The sequence below is a fragment of the Pelagicoccus mobilis genome (genome assembly GCF_016595505.1).
Lineage (GTDB): Bacteria > Verrucomicrobiota > Verrucomicrobiia > Opitutales > Opitutaceae > Pelagicoccus > Pelagicoccus mobilis.
This window is the reverse complement of sequence record NZ_JAENIL010000038.1, coordinates 40,684-57,449: the sequence shown is the minus strand read 5'-3', so window position 1 is coordinate 57,449 and position 16,766 is coordinate 40,684. Positions and strand designations below refer to the sequence as shown.

Here is a 16,766-nt window from a genome sequence, read left to right as displayed (position 1 = left end):
GCGGAACGAAAATGCTTAAGCACGGAGTTTGCTTGTTCGTTGTCTTGCTGCTCGCAGGTCTCCTATCTGCGAGTCAGCGTCCCAATGTTGTTTTGATTGTGACGGATGATCAGGGCTATGGGGATGTCTCAGCCCATGGCAATCCGGAACTGCAAACTCCGAATCTCGATGCCTTGCACAGGCAGTCGCTTCGTCTGACTGACTTTCACGTCGATCCGACTTGTGCTCCTACACGTGCGGCGGTCATGACAGGAAAATACTCTCATCACGCAGGGGTATGGCACACTGTGCGAGGTGGAAACCATCTCCGTCGTGGTGAGGTAACCATGGCCGAAGTGTTTAAGGAAAACGGATACGCAACCGCCTTATTCGGAAAATGGCACCTCGGGGCAAACTATCCTTATCGCCCGATGGATCGCGGTTTCGATGAATGGCTTGGAATTGGTGATGGCGGCCCTGGGACATCGGATGACTACTTCTGGAACGATCGTGTGAATGATGTGTATTGGCATAATGGGGAACAAGTGCATCGCGAGGGATACAACCCGGACGTGTTCTTTGATGCAGCCTTAGATTATATCAAGGGATACAATGAGCCGAACCCGTTCTTCGTCTACCTGCCGACTTACGCTCCACATGATCCCTGTACCCTGCCGGATCCAGGGCTTGCAAACAAGTACTTGGACGCTGGAACTCCGAAAGGGCGTGCTCTCTTTTATGCGATGATCGAACGTGTTGATCAGAACGTAGGGAAACTATTGGAGACTTTGGATGGCCAAGGCTTAGCGGATGATACGATCGTTATTTTTATGACCGATAATGGGAGCACGCATGGTCGCAGCTCCTTCAATGCAGGCATGTCGGGTGGAAAGGGGAGCACTCAAGATGGAGGTCATCGTGTGCCTTGTTTTATACGTTGGCCTAGCGGTGACCTCGGTGAGGCGAGAGATATTGATACGCTTTCGGCTCACATCGATCTGCTTCCAACACTGACCGAACTCTGCGGTTTAGAGCTTCACAAGAAGATCGACTTCGACGGAACGAGTTTGGTTCCTTTGATGAAAGAAGAAGAGTCCGATTGGCCCGAACGTACCTTGTTCGTGGAAGTCCAGCGGAAGGCGGAGTACGAAAAGGGCTGGCGAAGTGCGGTTCTGACTCAGCGTTGGCGTCTACTTTCACTGGATGAGCTTTACGACATCAAGGCGGATCCTGCTCAGAAAAACAATGTGTCGGCAGAGTACCCTGAAGTGGTTGAGCAACTACGGAAACGGTTTGATGACTACTGGGCTTTGGTCACTCCTGAGGATCGTGTGTTTCCGTTGCCGATTGTGGGGACTGAGTTTGACGAAGAAGTGTACCTTGGGGTCTCCGAACTGAGGGAAGGGACCTTATGGAACCATGCTCACACAGCTTCTGGAAAGCCGATAAGTGGCCTGTGGCATTTTGAAGTAGAAACGCCCGGTGCCTTCGAAATTGAGATCCGTCGCTGGCCGAAGGAGGTGGATGGTGGAACGATTTCTGGTGTGCCTCCGGTTACCAAGACTGTGGATGCTTGGGATTACGGTCCGAAGACGCATTTGCTGTATGGTGATGAGTTTGTGGCCCTCCCGATTAAGGAGGCGTATTTGAGAGTTGGAGACGTTTCGGATTCGAAGCAGGTGACGGTATCGGATGAATCGCTCGTTTTCGAAGTTGAGCTGGGTAAAGGACTCCATGAGCTAGATGCCATCTTTTTGGACGAAGCGGGCAAGCGGCTGACAAGCGCTTATCATGTTTATATTCGCAGGAGGTAGGGCTTTGTGGCCGCTAGGGACAGCGGCCGCTACCTTTAGGCGGCGAATTCCTTTTTGCTGAAATCGACTCGTTCTTCCGGGGTGCGCGGTGTTTCGTGGTCTAGCGACTCGATGCGGCTGAGGCGGGACTGCAGCCCGAGCCCGTTGGCGGTTTGGATCGCTAGGCCGGGGCGAGCGTTGAGTTCGAGAATGAGCGGGCCTCGTACTCTGTCTAGGACGACGTCGGCCCCGAGGTAGCCCAAACCTGCCATTTCGTAGCAGCGAGTTGCTATGAGCAGGTGTTCATCCCACAGCGGGATCTTTAGCTGGTCGAAGGGCTTGCCGGTGTCGGGGTGGCGTTTGATGGACTGGTCGAATTGCACGGCGTAGCGGGCTCGGCCTGTCGCCAGGTCGATGCCGACGCCTACGGCGCCTTGGTGAAGGTTTGCTTTGCCGTCCGAGGCTTCGGTGGAGAGGCGTGACATTGCCATGACGGGATAACCCTTGAAGACGATGATTCGGATGTCGGGGACGCCTTGGTAGCTGTAGCCGTCAAATGTATCCGTAAATTGGATGATTTCCTCGATCATCGCCGAGTCTGTCACGCCGCCAAGCGAATAGAGGCCTGAGAGGATATTGGAGATATGCCGGGTGAGATCGGCTTTGGTGACCTTGGCTCCGCTTGGCTTGAAGTAGAGGTCTCCTTCTCGTTTGGAGATGACGAGAATCCCTTTTCCGGCTGAGCCTTTTGCGGGCTTGATGACGAACTCCGATTTGTTTTTCAGCAGCTCGAGGGCGGAAGGGACCTGGTGCTGGAAATTTATGATCCCGATTAGGTCCGGTGTGGGGATCTTGTGACGAATGGCTAACTTCTTTGTCTGCGTTTTGTCGTCGACGATTGGATACAGTTTACGGTCGTTGTAGGCTTGAATGTAAGCGTGGTTCCTCGTGTTCATCCCGAGAACGCCGTCTTGGCGAAGCGATCGGACTGAGGCGAGTTTCGGAGGGAAGGACTCCTTCAAGCGTTTGAGCCAGTCGATGTTCATTCGCCCTTCTTAGTGTTTTCGACCAATGGCTGGAATCGGTGGAGCTCGGTTAATCGGTAGCCGGTGTAAACGCCGAGGAGAAGGATGATGCCAAGGATTATGAGATTGGCTTCAGGAAAGGCGTACATGAAGTGGGTGATATGCTTGTTGCTCATCGTGAGGTAGACGATGACTGCCACGAACAGGCTGCCGCCTAGCTGGATAAGGACTTCCCGTATGCCTTGCTCTTCGGCGGCGATGGACATTCTTTCGATCGTCCAAGCGATGATGATCATGGGGAAGAAGGTGACTCGCATGCCGGTCTCGAGGCCCATTTTGAAGCTGATGATGCTCATGGCGGCCATGATGAAAATGACCACGATGATGCCGACGGAGATGCGAGGGACGAGTAGGAGGTTCAGTTTGGACAGGTAGCTGCGGATGCCGAGACCGGCGGCGATCATGACGAAGAGGATGATGAGTCCGGGAAGGAGTTTGGTTTCCAGGAAAGCCAACGCGAGGAGGATAGGCATGAAGGTGCCGCTGGTCTTGAAGCCTATGAGGTTGCGAACGATGACGACGATGAGCGCTCCCAAAGGGATGACGAATAGCTTTTTGAATACGTTTTGCTCCTTGATGGGGAGGGTGTAGACGGACAAGTCCCACAGGGCGGACTCGGTGAGGTCTTTTCGTTTTAGGATAAGTTCGTTTGTAGGGCGGGCCTTTTGGATGACGGAGACGGATACCTTCGAGCCGCGTCCGCCTTCGACGTCGAGAAGCGAGCTTTCGCCACGTTGCCAGAGCAGGAAGCGGGAGGGGATTCCTTTTTTGCCGGTAGTCGGGTCGAAAAGCTCCCATGCGTCGCCGGTGTAGATGTCGATGAGCTGGCGCATGGGCTCGAGGCGACTGTCCTTTTCAAGGGATACGCCGCGGGTGAGGCGTGAGGGGATGCCTTCGAGAGCGAGCAATTTTCGCGTTAGGGAGACGAGGTCGGGGTCCAGTTCCAGGAGCGTTTGAAGGGCTTCGTTTCTTTTGTACTGGGATATTTGTCGAATAAGCTCTGAAGCGAAGCTATCGTCGTCGGCGCTGCGTTCGTGAATGGAAGCCACCAAGTCGAGGGCGGTGGTATTGTAGGGCTCTTCGAAGCGCGGTTTGTTTGGGGTGGGGGGCGGATCCTGTTGGAGGAGGACTTGGCCGCCGACGGCGTCGAATACGTCGAGGCGGTAGAAGATCTTTTGCGGGCCTTCAGCGCTCCGCTTCGACCAGATTGCCCGTCGCCCGGAGTCTTGCTCCTGAAGTGAGACGCTGTATCCTGGGGCGATGCTCTTTTCGTCCAGGATGTGGAAGGCCGAGGAGTCCTTGGGGACGGCTAGGGATACCTTTACTGGTTCTCCATCCGCGCGGAAACTGATGGCTGCCTCTACCAGCCAGACGGGCTCTTGGGCCCTTTGGGTGAGGGAGTAGCCGTAGACGGTCGCTTTTTTGTAGATGCTCCAAGAGCCGAGGAGGACGAGGAAGGCGACCCCGAGGTAGAGCGGCCATTTTTTCCCGCTTGATGAGCTGCTCATTGTTGGGACAGGGATTTCCCGAGTGCGAATTCGGTGGAGACGTCGACCATGTACTTTCCTTCGAGGACGTTTCGCCCGATGAGGACGGGGTATTCGTAGTTCTCCCGATTGGTCAGGGTGAACTCCACGAAGACGGGCTCTTGTCCGTTGAAAACGAGTGAGAGTCTGGCGACGTAGCGACGTTGCTTGGGGCCTTGCTGTTCGATAACGGCGACGCGCTCGATGGGACGCTTGAGGCGTAGGCTGGCGTCGCTCTCGCGATCCTTGATGGTGAAGGCTACCCACTCTTTTCCGTCGCGCTCGAAGGGCTTGATATCGCGAGCGTCGATGGAGGAGGTGGTGGCCCCGGTGTCGATGCGCGCTTCGAGCGGGAAGTCGAACTCCTCGAAGCTCGCTTTTTCGACGGCGCCGATGATGATAGAGGGGCGGTCGCGGTCGAATTCGGTGACCGTTTCGGGGCCATTGTCGACCTTAGGCTCGGGAACGTTTTCCTGGGTGGGAACTGATTCGCAGCCGCCGAGACCGAGGGTGGCAAGCAAGGCAACAAGAGATAGGACCGGGAATGGTTGAGACATGTTGGTCTGAGTGGATCGGGAGAAGCCGCAGATAGTTGGGAGTCGGTGTTGCCGAGTCAATATCAGGATCCAGGGGCGCTCTTCGCTCGTGCCGCAGGCTGGTTTGAGGGCCAATCTAGGGGCGGGAAGGGGGAGGTATTAGGCATTTTGTGGCCTGCTCCGCCTCGCTGGGTGGGAGCTCCTAGGTGTTTCTCAAATGGGCCCATCCGATGAATGCGATGGCTAGTACGCCAGCTAGCAGGATCAACCATCCATACCAAGGTGTTCTTGGTCTGGGCGCGGCGAGGTAGTCTTCGTCGAAGGTCTCGTTGGTCTCTCGGTTCAGGCGAATGATCTCGTCGAAGGCTTCGATTATCTCGGGTAGCTCGACGTATGATCCGATGGATACCTTTCCGCGATTCGTTACTAGATCCAACCAGACCGAGTTCCCTTTTCCTTTTGTGATCTTTGATGTGTAGATTCCAGAAAAGGGAACTGCGACCTCATCAAGAACCTTGTCGCCGGCGAACTTTGTTATGAAGCGATAATTTCGGAAGAACGCTAAGCCAGTATCGTAGTCCAATTCTATCTCGGTCTTTTCCTCGCCCTTCGCCGTGTTTCTCAAGATTAGGGCGAAGAAGAGTAGGATGAGGGCGGGAATCGCCAGTATCCACAACTGGTCTGGGGGAATCGATTCGGTACCGAAGTTCGTAATGCCAAGGTAGACGGCGATCGGAGTTGCGAGCGAATAGAACCAGAGGGATTTTGTTCTCTTTTTCCGGTTTGATTCGGATGCTAAGCTCCAGTGTTTGTTCATCGGGGCTGCCGAGGCTGAGTTGTTGCGGTAAGGGGGGCGAGGCAGCTATGCATCAGTCCGCTGCTTTGAATTCTCTTCATAAAGCGGACCGTAGGATCTTTGACATCGGTCTCCCTTTCGCGAGCTCGTCGATCAGTTTGTCCAGGTATCGTATCTCCTTCATGGTTGGCTCTTCGATTTCTTCAATTCTCACACCGCAAATCTTTCCCGTGATCGACTCTCGGGCAGGGTTCATGGAGGGAGCTTCGGCGAAGAAGGTCTCGAAGTCGGTTCCGGTGTCGAGAGCTGCTGCAAACTCTGTCTCGCTGTAGCCCGTGAGCCACTGTATGATCTCATCCACTTCGGACTTGGTGCGTCCTTTCTTTTCTGCCTTCGCCACGTAGTGGGGATAGACGCTTGAGAAGCTTGTTTTGAAGATGCGGTGTGTTGGCATGGCGTGTGGTATTAGTCTGCCCAAGCATTGCCAAGTCGGAGTTGTGAGGCGAGGCGAAGTTTGCGCACCGCTTTGCAAATCGTCCTCTGCTTCAGTGATTTCGGATGATTCTCGGCAACTCGATTCTGGACTGGACAAAGGAGTCTGCGTCTCTCACCTCTTCGGGGAAGCCGTACCGCTCGGCCACCCAATCGAGGGGATGGTGCCCTATGTCATCGAATGCCTGCTCTAGAGTTGATTGGGAAAGAGCGCCTTGGTTTTTCTCTCGCATGGCTTCGAAGGCCGGCTCGTACAGCTTCTCTCCTACGGTGGACGCGGGAGCAAGGTAGTCGTCTAGATCGAATATGAGAGTTCGAATCATGCGTTTTGGTTTCCCTTTTAATAGTAAAACCGTCGTCTGGTCGCTATGTTTTGTTGTTGTTGTTGTTGTTGTTGTTGTCGTTGAAAAGTGGATACGGTTTGTGGGCGTGTCTATCGTACCTTTTTAGGTAGCGGCGTGTGCGTGCCATCTGCAGGGCTCGAACTGGAAGTTCGTGAATTGAGCGGTGAACGATGAATCTAAGGGGCTGCATGCGTAGACGCCAAACTGAATTACGTTTTTTGCAGGAAGAGGTGGGTTCGCTTTCCCCATCTCTTCCGTTGTCTGTTCCAAGCTATGCAAATGAAAGATTCGCATCTGCTTAAAGTCGGTTCCATCGTAAGAAAACTCGATTAGGAAGTCCGGACCTCTTCGACTTAATCGGTAATGGATTTCGGGAGGTAGGGGGATATCGCTTGTCGCCCAGTCAGAGTACCCTGTGTTTGTCACAACGCTACCAAGCCGCGAGAACTGGTCGTTCTCGAATTCGATGGACGCTTTGAACCAGTTTTCGTTGTCCAGGTATACTATCAATCCGCATTGGTCGAACTGTTTTCGATAGTCGATGTTAACTTTCACGGCGAAGGTGAAGTTAGCATCGCTAGACCATAGAAGTGCTGGGGCATTGTCGTTTCTGAAACCATAGAATGATCGCTGCCAGAAATCGGTACCCGGCTCTGTGGTGATCGATACTGTCGTTCCTTTTACTTCGCTGCTTCTAGGCTTATTTAGCCATTTCGCTGACTTTAGGTCTAGTTTCATCTCATTTTTTGAAGGAATTTAGGCGTAAACGGCGTGTTGCCAAGTGATCGCTTAATATTGTTTGTATTCACATTATGATACCTTTGGGGAATGGACGATGTGCTCAGGCTACCGCGAAGCTCCGACCGGAGTTGTATGGGGCGACTGTTTTTCGTCTGTTTTCTCCTTATAGCCTGAAGGGTTCTTTTGCCCCAGCTTCTCAGAGTCTGTCCAATAATGTGGGGATTTCCGAACTGAAGATAGGTGGGAGCATGCTTGTCGCGCGGTTCGAAAGGGGAAAGATAGCTAGCTATCACGCTCCCACAAATACTGGACAGTCTCTTAACGCTCCAGAACGAGCACTTCGTTCGCATGACTCCTAATCACACGAGAATGAGTCTAACTAAATTTTAGCCTACAGGATACGGATAGGATCCGAGGGCGAAAAACGGTTGGTCTCTCAATTTTTGAAGTGAAGGAGCGTATGCCGAATATGTATCGATCGTCTGACTACGAATTCTCGTGAATCAGGAAGGCCTTTGCGGTAGGAAGGTCTTTATCTCTCCATCCGTAAAAGAGAAGCATGCCGTCTACTGGTGTCCCATCGGGACGAGCGATTGGTTGGACGTGGTTAAACCGCCAGCCGGGGTATCGTTCGCGATCGGGTGTGAGGTCACGGTTTTTGCCCCATGTCTTTCCTTTGTCATTGGAGATCCATTCCTCGACGCGACCACCACCACGGCCATCCATATAGCCGCCTCCTAGAAATCCATCTCCTGTGATGAGGTAAGCGTAAATGCTTCCGTCGGTGCGATGAACCATGTAGCCGCCGTTCCAGTTGTGGTTTGAAGAGTTGATCCTCGTCTGAAGCCACTCGCCGTTTTCACGGCGCACGTAGTAGTAGCCATGTGTTTTCAGATCGCCTTCGGAGAGAATGTGCAGAAAAGTCGGATCTCCTTCCGTATCCAGAGCAATTACGGGGGGGATGCCTGAGCCTCGCCCCTCCGTGTCCCAGATCAGGCAATGTTCCTTCGAATAGTCGATGTCGATCGGCGTTCGGAGCGTCTTTTCCTCAGCATTGGTGACCTCGTGGGTTTCGAGGTCGATCTTAACGTAGTGTAGGTTGTATTTCCACTCGTTGCTGACGTTCTGGCCGTAACGGGGATTGTAGAGGCGGTCTGGAGTTAGCTGTGTTTTGTAGTCATCATAGTCTGTGTAGACCATGTGCAAATGCCTACCGTCCTCGCTCGGCAGCACGGTACGGTAAGATGACCAGTCAGTTCGGCCTTTGTTGTCGAGGTCGGTGACATCCTGTTCCGGCCCGGTCCAGGTTTGGCCGTTGTCGTCGCTGATCCGATAGGTCCAAGAACTGGTGTGGCCATTGGTTCGATAAGCGATCACTTCCTTTTCGCTGTAGGCACGGAAGACTGTTGGGTAAGACAGCTTTGGTGCAATCCGAGGGGCTTCTTCCCATTGGATCGCCAACGTTCCCGCGACGACGGGCTTCGCTGAAATAAGGTGAGTGCCTGGCGTCCTGTGACAACCATGGAGCACATGCAGGTGATCCGATTCGTCGGCCCAGATTATCGGGCTGTAATGGTGATCGCTACTTGCTGGGCCGATACGCACGGGCTCTGTAAACTGGCGCGTCTTCGGGGAATAGGTGATCATCATGGGATAGGCTATGCCCTTCTTGTCCTGGGTCGGTGTTGCGTTGGCGTTGAAGACAATGTACACACGACCGTGCAACAACACCGAGTGTGGTCGCTGACGGGCGTCGTAGAGCATGTTGCGTTTGCCGTTGGTGCCAAACTGCAGAATCTGAACTTGCTCGGGAGCTTCGACGGATTGAGATTGGACTTCTACGTTCGTGGAGGCCCACAGCAAGGATGTTATAGCCAGAATCTTGTGGTGTTTTTTAATCATTGCTGAAGGGGCAAGACAACGGGTGCTGGCTGTGGAGAGGTGCCTTTGAGTTTGGGGATTAATTGAGTGCAGAGTCAGATGTTATCCGGATAGTCGAAATACATTCTCCTTTTTCGTTGCCATCGTAGACAATTACAAACCCGTCACTCTTCGAACTTCTTGATTCGATTCGTTTGGTAAGATTTATAACGAGCTGCACGGCGTGAATGTACTGTAATGATATACTGGATACATGCTGCGGTATGTCTCCTTCGCTGGGGTGAGTCGAATATTCTTGGTACTTTTTCCTGAAGGGGAGACAGAAAGAGAGGTGGAGTGGGGTGAAAAGTGGAAGGGGTAGTTGGGCAGTGCGGTGCGTCGCGAGCGACGACCCTACGGAGTGGGGATGGCCGCCGGGACACGTCGGTTGGCGGTTTGTCGCCTCGGCGCGGCGACCTGCAGCTTCTTTGTGCTGATGGCCGTTGAAAGGCGTGGGGCGGCACCCACGCCCTGTCTTGGGTTAGGCGCCGGCGATGCGGGTCATGGGGGTGGGCTCCTTTTTGATTTCGGCGTGGAGCATCTCCATGATGAGTTTGGCCTTCAACTCGGCTGACGCGGGATCGTTCCAGAGGTTCTTGAGCTCCTTGGGGTCGTTCTCGAGATCCCACAGTTCACCGTATTCGTGGCCTGCATACGTGGTGATTTTGTAGCGGGCGTTGATGTACGTCTTTGCATTAATGGTGGTGGGCTGGTGACGATTCTCGACAATGGCGTGGTCGCGCTGGCTGGTTTCTTCACCCGTCCATGCTTTGGCCTGGGAGATTCCGGTCATTGTATTTGGAATCTTGGTACCGGTCGCTTCGAGGAAGGTAGGGGCGAGGTCGACAAGAGATTGGATCTCGGAGCTGGTGGTGCCGGCTTCGATCTTGCCGGGCCAGCTGGCGATGAAGGGGATGCGGATGAGATCTTCGTAATGGAATGGACCTTTGGCTATGAGGCCGTGGTGCCCGAAGAAGTGACCGTGGTCGGAGGTAAAGACGATCAGGGTGTTGTCGGCGATGCCAAGCTCGTCGAGCTTGTCGAGAATCTGGCCGATGTATTTGTCCATGCAACTGATCATGCCGTAGTAGACGGCGATCTCCTTGGAGAGCGACTCGCGGTCTTGAAGATGCGATTCGCAGCCGTGCATGGTGTTGCCGCCTTCTTCCTCCCAATTAGAGAAGTCGGGGTTCTCTTGCTGGGTCTTTTGGAAGTGCTCGGGATTTTGTTCGTGCTCGCCGGGCGTGATCTGTGGGACGGTGACCTTTTCTGGGTCGTACATGGTGTCCCATGGTTCGGGCACGATGTAGGGAGGGTGCGGGTCGAAGAAACTGGACCAGAGGAAGAAGGGCTTATCCTCTTTGACGTACTCTTCCATCAGGGCGTTGGAGCGTTCGGCGATCCAGGTGTTGTAGTGGTACTCTTCCGGGATGCTCCACTTGAGGTACTGAGGTGGGTTTGACTCTTCGGCGAAAGAGAATTCGCACCAGTCGCTCTGGTAGTGCTTGGCCCAGTCGTTGAGGCCTTTTTCTTCCATCCAAATGGCGTAGTGCTGGCCGGCGTGGGTTTCGTCGGTGTGATTGCGAGCGAGCTCCACGTGGTCGAATCCGTAGAAGGGCTGGTCGAAATCTCGCCAGAAATCGAGGTCGCGAAGAATTGGATACGACTCGAGTGAGGAGAATTCTTCGGTTTCGCGAAGAGGCTGGAAGTGTGCCTTGCCGACCAGAGTTGTCTGGTAGCCCGCGTCGGAGAGCGTTTGGCCGATGGTGACGCGGTCTTCTAGGAGCTTGGTCCCAAGCGTGTAGGCGCCATGCTGGCTTGGATACATGCCGGTGATGATGGAGGCACGAGTGGGCGTGCAGGTCGGATTGGGGCAATAGGCTCGGTCGAAGAGGCAGCCTTGCTTGGCGAGCCGATCGAGATTGGGTGTGTGGATCTCGGGGTTGTTGAGACCGATGGTGTCCCAGTGTTGCTGGTCGCTAGTGATGAGGAGAATGTTTGGACGCATGGTTTTGAAAGTTTGGAGTTTGAAGTTTGAAGTTTGGAGTGGGTGCTGGGTGCTGGGTGCTGGGTGCTGGGTGCTGGGTGCTGGGTGCTGGGTGCTGGGTGCTGGGTGCTGGGTGGTTGGAAAAGTGGAAATGTGGAAGGGTGATGTGCTGGGTTCTGAGTTCTGGGTGATGGAGGGGCGTTGTTTCGGGAATTTTAGCAGTTTCTTTTTGGGGAGAACATGCGATATTGTCCGATAAACCTATAAAATCGTCTGATCGTGGAACTGCAACATTCTGTCATTCCTAGTGCTTCGCTTGAGCTTGCGGAGTCGCATCCTATTTTGAGTTCGCTCTTTGTGCGCTCGGTGGGACGCTTGCCGCCTGCAGTAGGCTCGGAGACGAGACGGAAGCGAGGCATGGATGAGTTCATCCTACAGTATTGCGCGGAGGGAGTCGGCTGGGCGGAAAATGGAAGTGATAGGTGGGAACTGAGGCCTGGGACCTGCATTATTGTCCCGCCGAAGACTCCGCATGCTTACGGGGCTATGGAGAGCGAGCCCTGGCTCAACTACTGGGTCCACTTTAGGGGTAAGCAGGCGAAGGCGTTCTCTGAATTGCTGGGTTTGTCGAAGGGGGAATGGAGGGTGGAGCTGCCGCAGGACCCGGAGTGTGTCGCGGAGTTTGAGATGCTCCTGGAATTGTATCGGGGCGAAATCGGTTTCGAACAGCTTTTACGAGCTTCGACGCATTTGCGCCAACTGCTGCAACGGTTCTTTGTCCTATCGCAGCGGCGGTTAGGGGGAGAGGGCTCTAAAGGGGTGGAAGCTGCGGTGCGCTATATGGAGGATCACCTCGGGGAGAAGTTGGATTTGGCGCGGCTGAGTCAGGTGGCCTGCTTGTCTCGAGCTCGATTCCATGAGCTGTTTCGCTTGGAGATTGGCGACACGCCTAACCGGTACTTGACCCGCCTGAGGGTACGGCGGAGCTGCGACTTGCTATTGTCTACGAAGCTGAGCCTGGAGGAGATCGCCTTGCAGTTGGGATTTTCAAGTGCCTTCTATTTTTCGCGGGTGTTTCGGCAGACGATGGGGATGCCGCCGAGCGCGTATCGGCGGGAGTGGTGATGTTTTTGGGGTTAAGGGTTATGGGTTATGGGTTATGGGTTCTGGGTGGTAGGGGAGAGTGTTTTTTGACAGGGGGCCGCCTGCGGGCGGAGCAGGATGGCCTTTGGTCGGCAGGAGTTTTGGGGGATGGCGGGTCGGCGCCCCGCCCTACAGAGGGGGGAGGTTGGGGGCTGGGTTCTGGCTGGATGTCGGTGCGGAGCGAGCGACGACTCTACGGAGAGGGGGGGGGGGCATCGGGGATGATGGCCGCTACCTTGGGCGTGTGTTTGCGGATTGCGCGCAGTCAACGGTTGACGGTGGAAGGGTTAGCCGAGGAGCTTGGGGGCTGCGACACTTCGAAATTACCCGGATTTACCTCCGTCTCTCCCAAACCCAATCATGTCATCTTTAGACTACATCGTCATTCTTGTGTTCACTGCAGGCGTCCTGACTGCGGGCATGTCTTTCTCGAAATCGGGCAAAAACATGAAGACCTTCTTTGCTGGGGGCGGCGCGGTGCCTTGGTGGATTAATGGGCTTTCGCTGTTCATGAGCTTCTTCTCGGCGGGGACCTTCGTCGCATGGGGGTCGCTGGCTTACATCAATGGTTTGGTTTCGATTTCGATCCAGTGGACAATGTGTCTGGCGGGCTTCATCATTGCTGGATTCATCGCTGCCCGGTGGCGTAACACGGGGGTGTTGACCGGGGCGCAGTTCATCAAAGCTCGCCTAGGTGCTGGGGTGCAGAAGGTGTACACTTATCTTTTTGTCGCGATTTCGGTATTTACCAGTGGCGCGTTTTTATACCCGGTGGCGAAGATCGTGGAGGGGGCAACCGGCATTCCTTTCGAATACGCGGTGGTTCTTTTGACGGTGGCGATCGTGCTCTACACGGCGACGGGTGGCTTATGGGCGGTGATCGTGACGGATGTGCTGCAATTTATTATTTTGACCGCGGCGGTGATCATCATCGTTCCGTTGGCCTTCGACAAGATCGGCGGCGTCAGTGGCTTTTTCGAAGGGGCTCCGGAGGATTTCTTCAATTTTACCACCAGCAAGTACACGCCTTTGTTCTTCCTAGGCTTTGGGCTGTATAACCTCTGTTTCATTGCGGGTAACTGGGCGTATGTGCAGCGTTATACCAGCGTGAAGACGGCGAAGGATTCGCGAAAGGTGGCGCTCTTATTTGGCTGCCTCTACACGATCAGCCCGATTGTTTGGATGTTGCCGCCAATGATCTACCGCATCTACAATCCAGGGCTGGATGTCGCGGCGGGCGATGCGAATCACGCTTACATGAACATGTCCAAGGAAGTCCTTCCGGCGGGCATGTTGGGGCTGATGGTAGGCGCTATGATTTTCGCGACCGCGAGCTCGGTGAATACCACGCTCAACATTGTTTCCGGTGTATTCACAAATGACATATACAAGGGCATCAAACCGGAAGCTTCGGATAAGCAATTGATCACAGTGGCCCGTGTTTCGACGGTGGTGTTTGGCTGCCTGACCATGGTCTTGGCTTTGACGGTCGATCATCTCGGCGGCATTTTGGATGTGATCTGGATGCTGGCGGCTGTGACGGGAGGAGCGATGTACATTCCTCCGCTTTGGGCTCTGTTTTCGAAGCGGCACACTGGTAAATCAGTGCTCGGGGTGACTTTGATCTGCCTTACGGTGAATCTGATTTTCGAAGGTTTAAAGCGATCCGGTGTATTTGCCCTGAGCCCCGCACAAGTGCAGGTGTTGGGATCGTGCCTGCCTTTGTGTTTGATGGCTGGATACGAGATTTACGCCATGAGAAAGGGCAAGGAGACGCAGCAGTACCGGGACTATGAGATGGGTCGGAAAGAGCGTCTGGCGGCAGAGGCTGCCAATATAGAATTGAAAGCTGAAGAGCAGGCGGAAGCGGACCGCGAGAACAAGCACGGTGTGAAGGTGATTGGAATTGGTATCGCCCTGACGGGTAGTGCAATCGCTGTACTCGGCGCGTTTTCAGATTATGGGCGACTGTTGGTGGTAAGCGTTGGACTGCTTGTCGCTGCTATAGGTGTAGCCGTTCTGATGACGAATCGCAGTGGCGTGAAGCAAACGCAAGAAGCTGATTTGATTTTAAAATGATTGTAGAGAATTTCTCAGAAGAAGTACGTGGCCTAAAGAAGGTCTCCATCGATGCTGGCCTCGTTGTGGTCGGTGGCGGCATGGCGGGAGCTTGTGCGGCGATTTCTGCGGCTCGCGAAGGAGTGAAAGTCGTGCTCGTTCAAGACCGCCCTGTGTTGGGTGGAAACGCTTCGAGTGAAGTGAGATTGTGGATACTGGGGGCGACATCGCACCTAGGTAACAACAATCGCTGGTCGCGTGAAGGCGGGGTGATCGACGAGATCTTGGTGGAGAACCTATATCGCAACAAGGAAGGTAATGCGATCATTTTGGATACGATCATCCTGGAGAAGGTACGGAGCGAACCAAATATCACCTTGTTGCTGAATACGGCGGCCTATGAAGTGGAGAAGAGTAGTCCGACGAAGATCTCAAAGGTTTGGGCCTTCTGTAGTCAGAACCTGACTCGCTATGAGTTAAACGCGCCGCTTTTCTGTGATGCTTCCGGTGATGGAGTGGTCGGCTTCGCTGCGGGAGCTGCGTTTCGCATGGGTGCAGAGAGCAAGGACGAGTTCGGCGAGCTCTTCGCTCCTGATGCTAAGTACGGTGAGCTGCTCGGGCATACGATTTACTTTTATACTAAGGACATAGGCAAACCGGTGGATTATGTCGCCCCGGACTTTGCCCTGAAGGATATAACCAAACTTCCCAAGTACCGCTCGATCAATGTGAAGGACCATGGTTGTAAGCTTTGGTGGGTCGAGTATGGTGGAAGTTTGGATACGATCCACGATTCAGAGGAAATTAAGTGGGAGCTCTGGAAAATCGTCTACGGAATCTGGGACCACATCAAAAACTCAGGCGAGTTTCCGGAGGCGGAGAATCTCACTCTCGAGTGGGTGGGTACTATCCCAGGGAAGCGCGAGTCGCGTCGCTTCGAAGGCGACTACATGTTGACGCAACGCGATGTAGTGGATCGGGTCGATTTTAAAGACGCCGTTTCTTTTGGCGGCTGGGCGATCGACCTGCACCCTGAAGACGGTGTGTACAACGAACTGCCAAGTTGCACGCAGTGGCACGGCAAGGGGGTTTATCAGATTCCGTACCGTTGTTTCTACAGCAGGAACATCGAGAACCTCTTTCTCGCCGGGCGCATTATCAGCGCCTCGCATGTAGCCTTTGGAACCACCCGTGTGATGGCGACGTGTGGCCATGGTGGCATGGTGATCGGTCATGCTGCGGCTCAGTGTCTTGAAGAAGGCGTTAGTCCGCGTGACTTGCTTGAGAGCGAGAGAATGAAGCGTTTGCAGAACTCGCTGAACAAGGAAGGTCAGAGTATTCCGAAGTTTGAGCTAGAGGGCGATGGAGATCTCGCTCAGGCGGCCACGCTTTCCTGTTCCTCGGTCGATGCCCTCGCTTCTTTGCCAGCTAGCGACAGCGAGTTCATCAGTCTGGAGAATGCTTCAGGTCAGTGGCTTCCGCTAAAGGCGGGTGTGCAATACCGGTTCACCGTTCAGGCCTTGAGCAAGGGCGAGAGCGAGATGCAGGTGAAACTTCGGGCAGCGGAGGAGGGAGATCACTACACTCCAGATCGACTGATCGAGTCGAAGACGGTCACGCTTGTTGACGGAGAGCAGACGGTAGAGGTCGTATTTGAGAATGCTCTGGATCGTGATCAATACGCTTTGTTGTCATTCCATGGTGATGCCTCTGTTAAGCTCAGGGCGAGCGATGTTCGCCAGACGGGTACAGTTTCCGCCTTCAATGTAGGAAATGCTGCGGTATCCAATAACGGAGTACAGAGCCCGCCAGAAGGTATTGGTATCGACAGTTTCGAGTTCTGGCGTCCCTTGCGTCGCCCCGATGGCTTGAACATCGCTTTTGAAGTATCTCCCGCTCTGGAAGCGTTTGGTGTTGATCTTTTGAAAAATGGTTACACGCGCCCGAATGGACGCAGCAACGCGTGGGTAGCCTCGCTTGCGGACGAGTCACCTGAGCTCACGCTCAACTGGTCGGACAAGATTACGGTCAAGGAGATCTACCTCTATTTCGATTCTGACTTCGATCACCCGATGGAGTCGTCGCAGTTCGGTCATCCAGAGCGTGTGGTGCCGTTTACGGTCAACAACTACCAGGTTGTGGATGGAGAGGGGAATGTGCTCCAGACCGTGAAGGGCAATCACCAGACGATCAATCGGATCGTGTTGCCGGAAGCTATCGAGACAGACCGGCTCGTGGTGAAATTGGAGCATCCGTCTGAAACCGTGCCCGCCGCTTTGTTCGGGCTGCGTTGCTACTCGGAATAGACCTTGCAGCCCAAGCTGTTCGCTTAATTAGTTAAGCTTCATTTCAGCGCTTTTGCGTGT

The 16,766-nt window shown here is 54.2% G+C and carries 13 protein-coding genes; 4 read left to right on the top strand and 9 right to left on the bottom strand.

The features are described 5' to 3' along the window. Positions 1-11: 11 nt before the first annotated feature. Complete coding sequence (locus JIN87_RS18970; RefSeq protein ID WP_200357187.1) at positions 12-1,793, top strand: arylsulfatase; 1,782 nt, start codon at positions 12-14, stop codon at positions 1,791-1,793. Between the two features lie 35 nt (positions 1,794-1,828). On the opposite strand, the gene JIN87_RS18965 is transcribed toward JIN87_RS18970, so the two are convergent. The 9 genes from JIN87_RS18965 to JIN87_RS18925 all read right to left on the bottom strand — a co-directional run bounded on the left by JIN87_RS18965 (position 1,829) and on the right by JIN87_RS18925 (position 11,220). Further along, positions 1,829-2,818: an alpha-L-glutamate ligase-like protein gene (locus tag JIN87_RS18965; protein WP_200357186.1), complete on the bottom strand. Its 990-nt coding sequence runs from the start codon at positions 2,816-2,818 to the stop codon at positions 1,829-1,831. After that, a complete protein-coding gene (locus tag JIN87_RS18960) occupies positions 2,815-4,365 on the bottom strand; it encodes an inactive transglutaminase family protein (RefSeq protein ID WP_200357185.1) in 1,551 nt (516 codons plus the stop codon). The genes JIN87_RS18965 and JIN87_RS18960 overlap by 4 nt, the downstream gene beginning before the upstream one ends. After that, positions 4,362-4,940, bottom strand: a complete 579-nt coding sequence (locus JIN87_RS18955; RefSeq protein WP_200357184.1) for an ATP-dependent zinc protease family protein — start codon at positions 4,938-4,940, stop codon at positions 4,362-4,364. Before JIN87_RS18955 ends, JIN87_RS18960 begins: the two co-directional genes overlap by 4 nt. 181 nt (positions 4,941-5,121) lie before the next feature. After that, complete coding sequence (locus JIN87_RS18950) at positions 5,122-5,736, bottom strand: hypothetical protein (RefSeq protein WP_200357183.1); 615 nt, start codon at positions 5,734-5,736, stop codon at positions 5,122-5,124. A gap of 76 nt (positions 5,737-5,812) precedes the next feature. Further along, complete coding sequence (locus JIN87_RS18945) at positions 5,813-6,169, bottom strand: DUF2200 domain-containing protein (RefSeq protein WP_200357182.1); 357 nt, start codon at positions 6,167-6,169, stop codon at positions 5,813-5,815. 91 nt (positions 6,170-6,260) lie between these two features. After that, complete coding sequence (locus tag JIN87_RS18940; protein ID WP_200357181.1) at positions 6,261-6,530, bottom strand: hypothetical protein; 270 nt, start codon at positions 6,528-6,530, stop codon at positions 6,261-6,263. Between the two features lie 123 nt (positions 6,531-6,653). Beyond that, a complete protein-coding gene (locus tag JIN87_RS18935; RefSeq protein WP_200357180.1) occupies positions 6,654-7,289 on the bottom strand; it encodes a DUF1349 domain-containing protein in 636 nt (211 codons plus the stop codon). 489 nt (positions 7,290-7,778) lie between these two features. After that, positions 7,779-9,194, bottom strand: coding sequence for a BNR-4 repeat-containing protein (locus JIN87_RS18930; RefSeq protein WP_200357179.1), 1,416 nt, complete (start codon positions 9,192-9,194; stop codon positions 7,779-7,781). Between the two features lie 499 nt (positions 9,195-9,693). Next, a complete protein-coding gene (locus tag JIN87_RS18925) occupies positions 9,694-11,220 on the bottom strand; it encodes a sulfatase family protein (protein WP_200357178.1) in 1,527 nt (508 codons plus the stop codon). A gap of 258 nt (positions 11,221-11,478) precedes the next feature. Between JIN87_RS18925 and JIN87_RS18920 the strand changes: the two genes are divergently transcribed. The 3 genes from JIN87_RS18920 (at position 11,479) to JIN87_RS18910 (ending at position 16,706) form a co-directional block, all read left to right on the top strand. Further along, positions 11,479-12,324, top strand: coding sequence for a helix-turn-helix domain-containing protein (locus JIN87_RS18920; protein ID WP_200357177.1), 846 nt, complete (start codon positions 11,479-11,481; stop codon positions 12,322-12,324). Between the two features lie 378 nt (positions 12,325-12,702). Next, entirely contained in the window at positions 12,703-14,421 is a 1,719-nt protein-coding gene (locus JIN87_RS18915) for a sodium:solute symporter family protein (RefSeq protein WP_200357176.1), read from the top strand. Then, positions 14,418-16,706: an FAD-dependent oxidoreductase gene (locus JIN87_RS18910; protein WP_200357175.1), complete on the top strand. Its 2,289-nt coding sequence runs from the start codon at positions 14,418-14,420 to the stop codon at positions 16,704-16,706. The genes JIN87_RS18915 and JIN87_RS18910 overlap by 4 nt, the downstream gene beginning before the upstream one ends. Positions 16,707-16,766 lie beyond the last annotated feature (60 nt).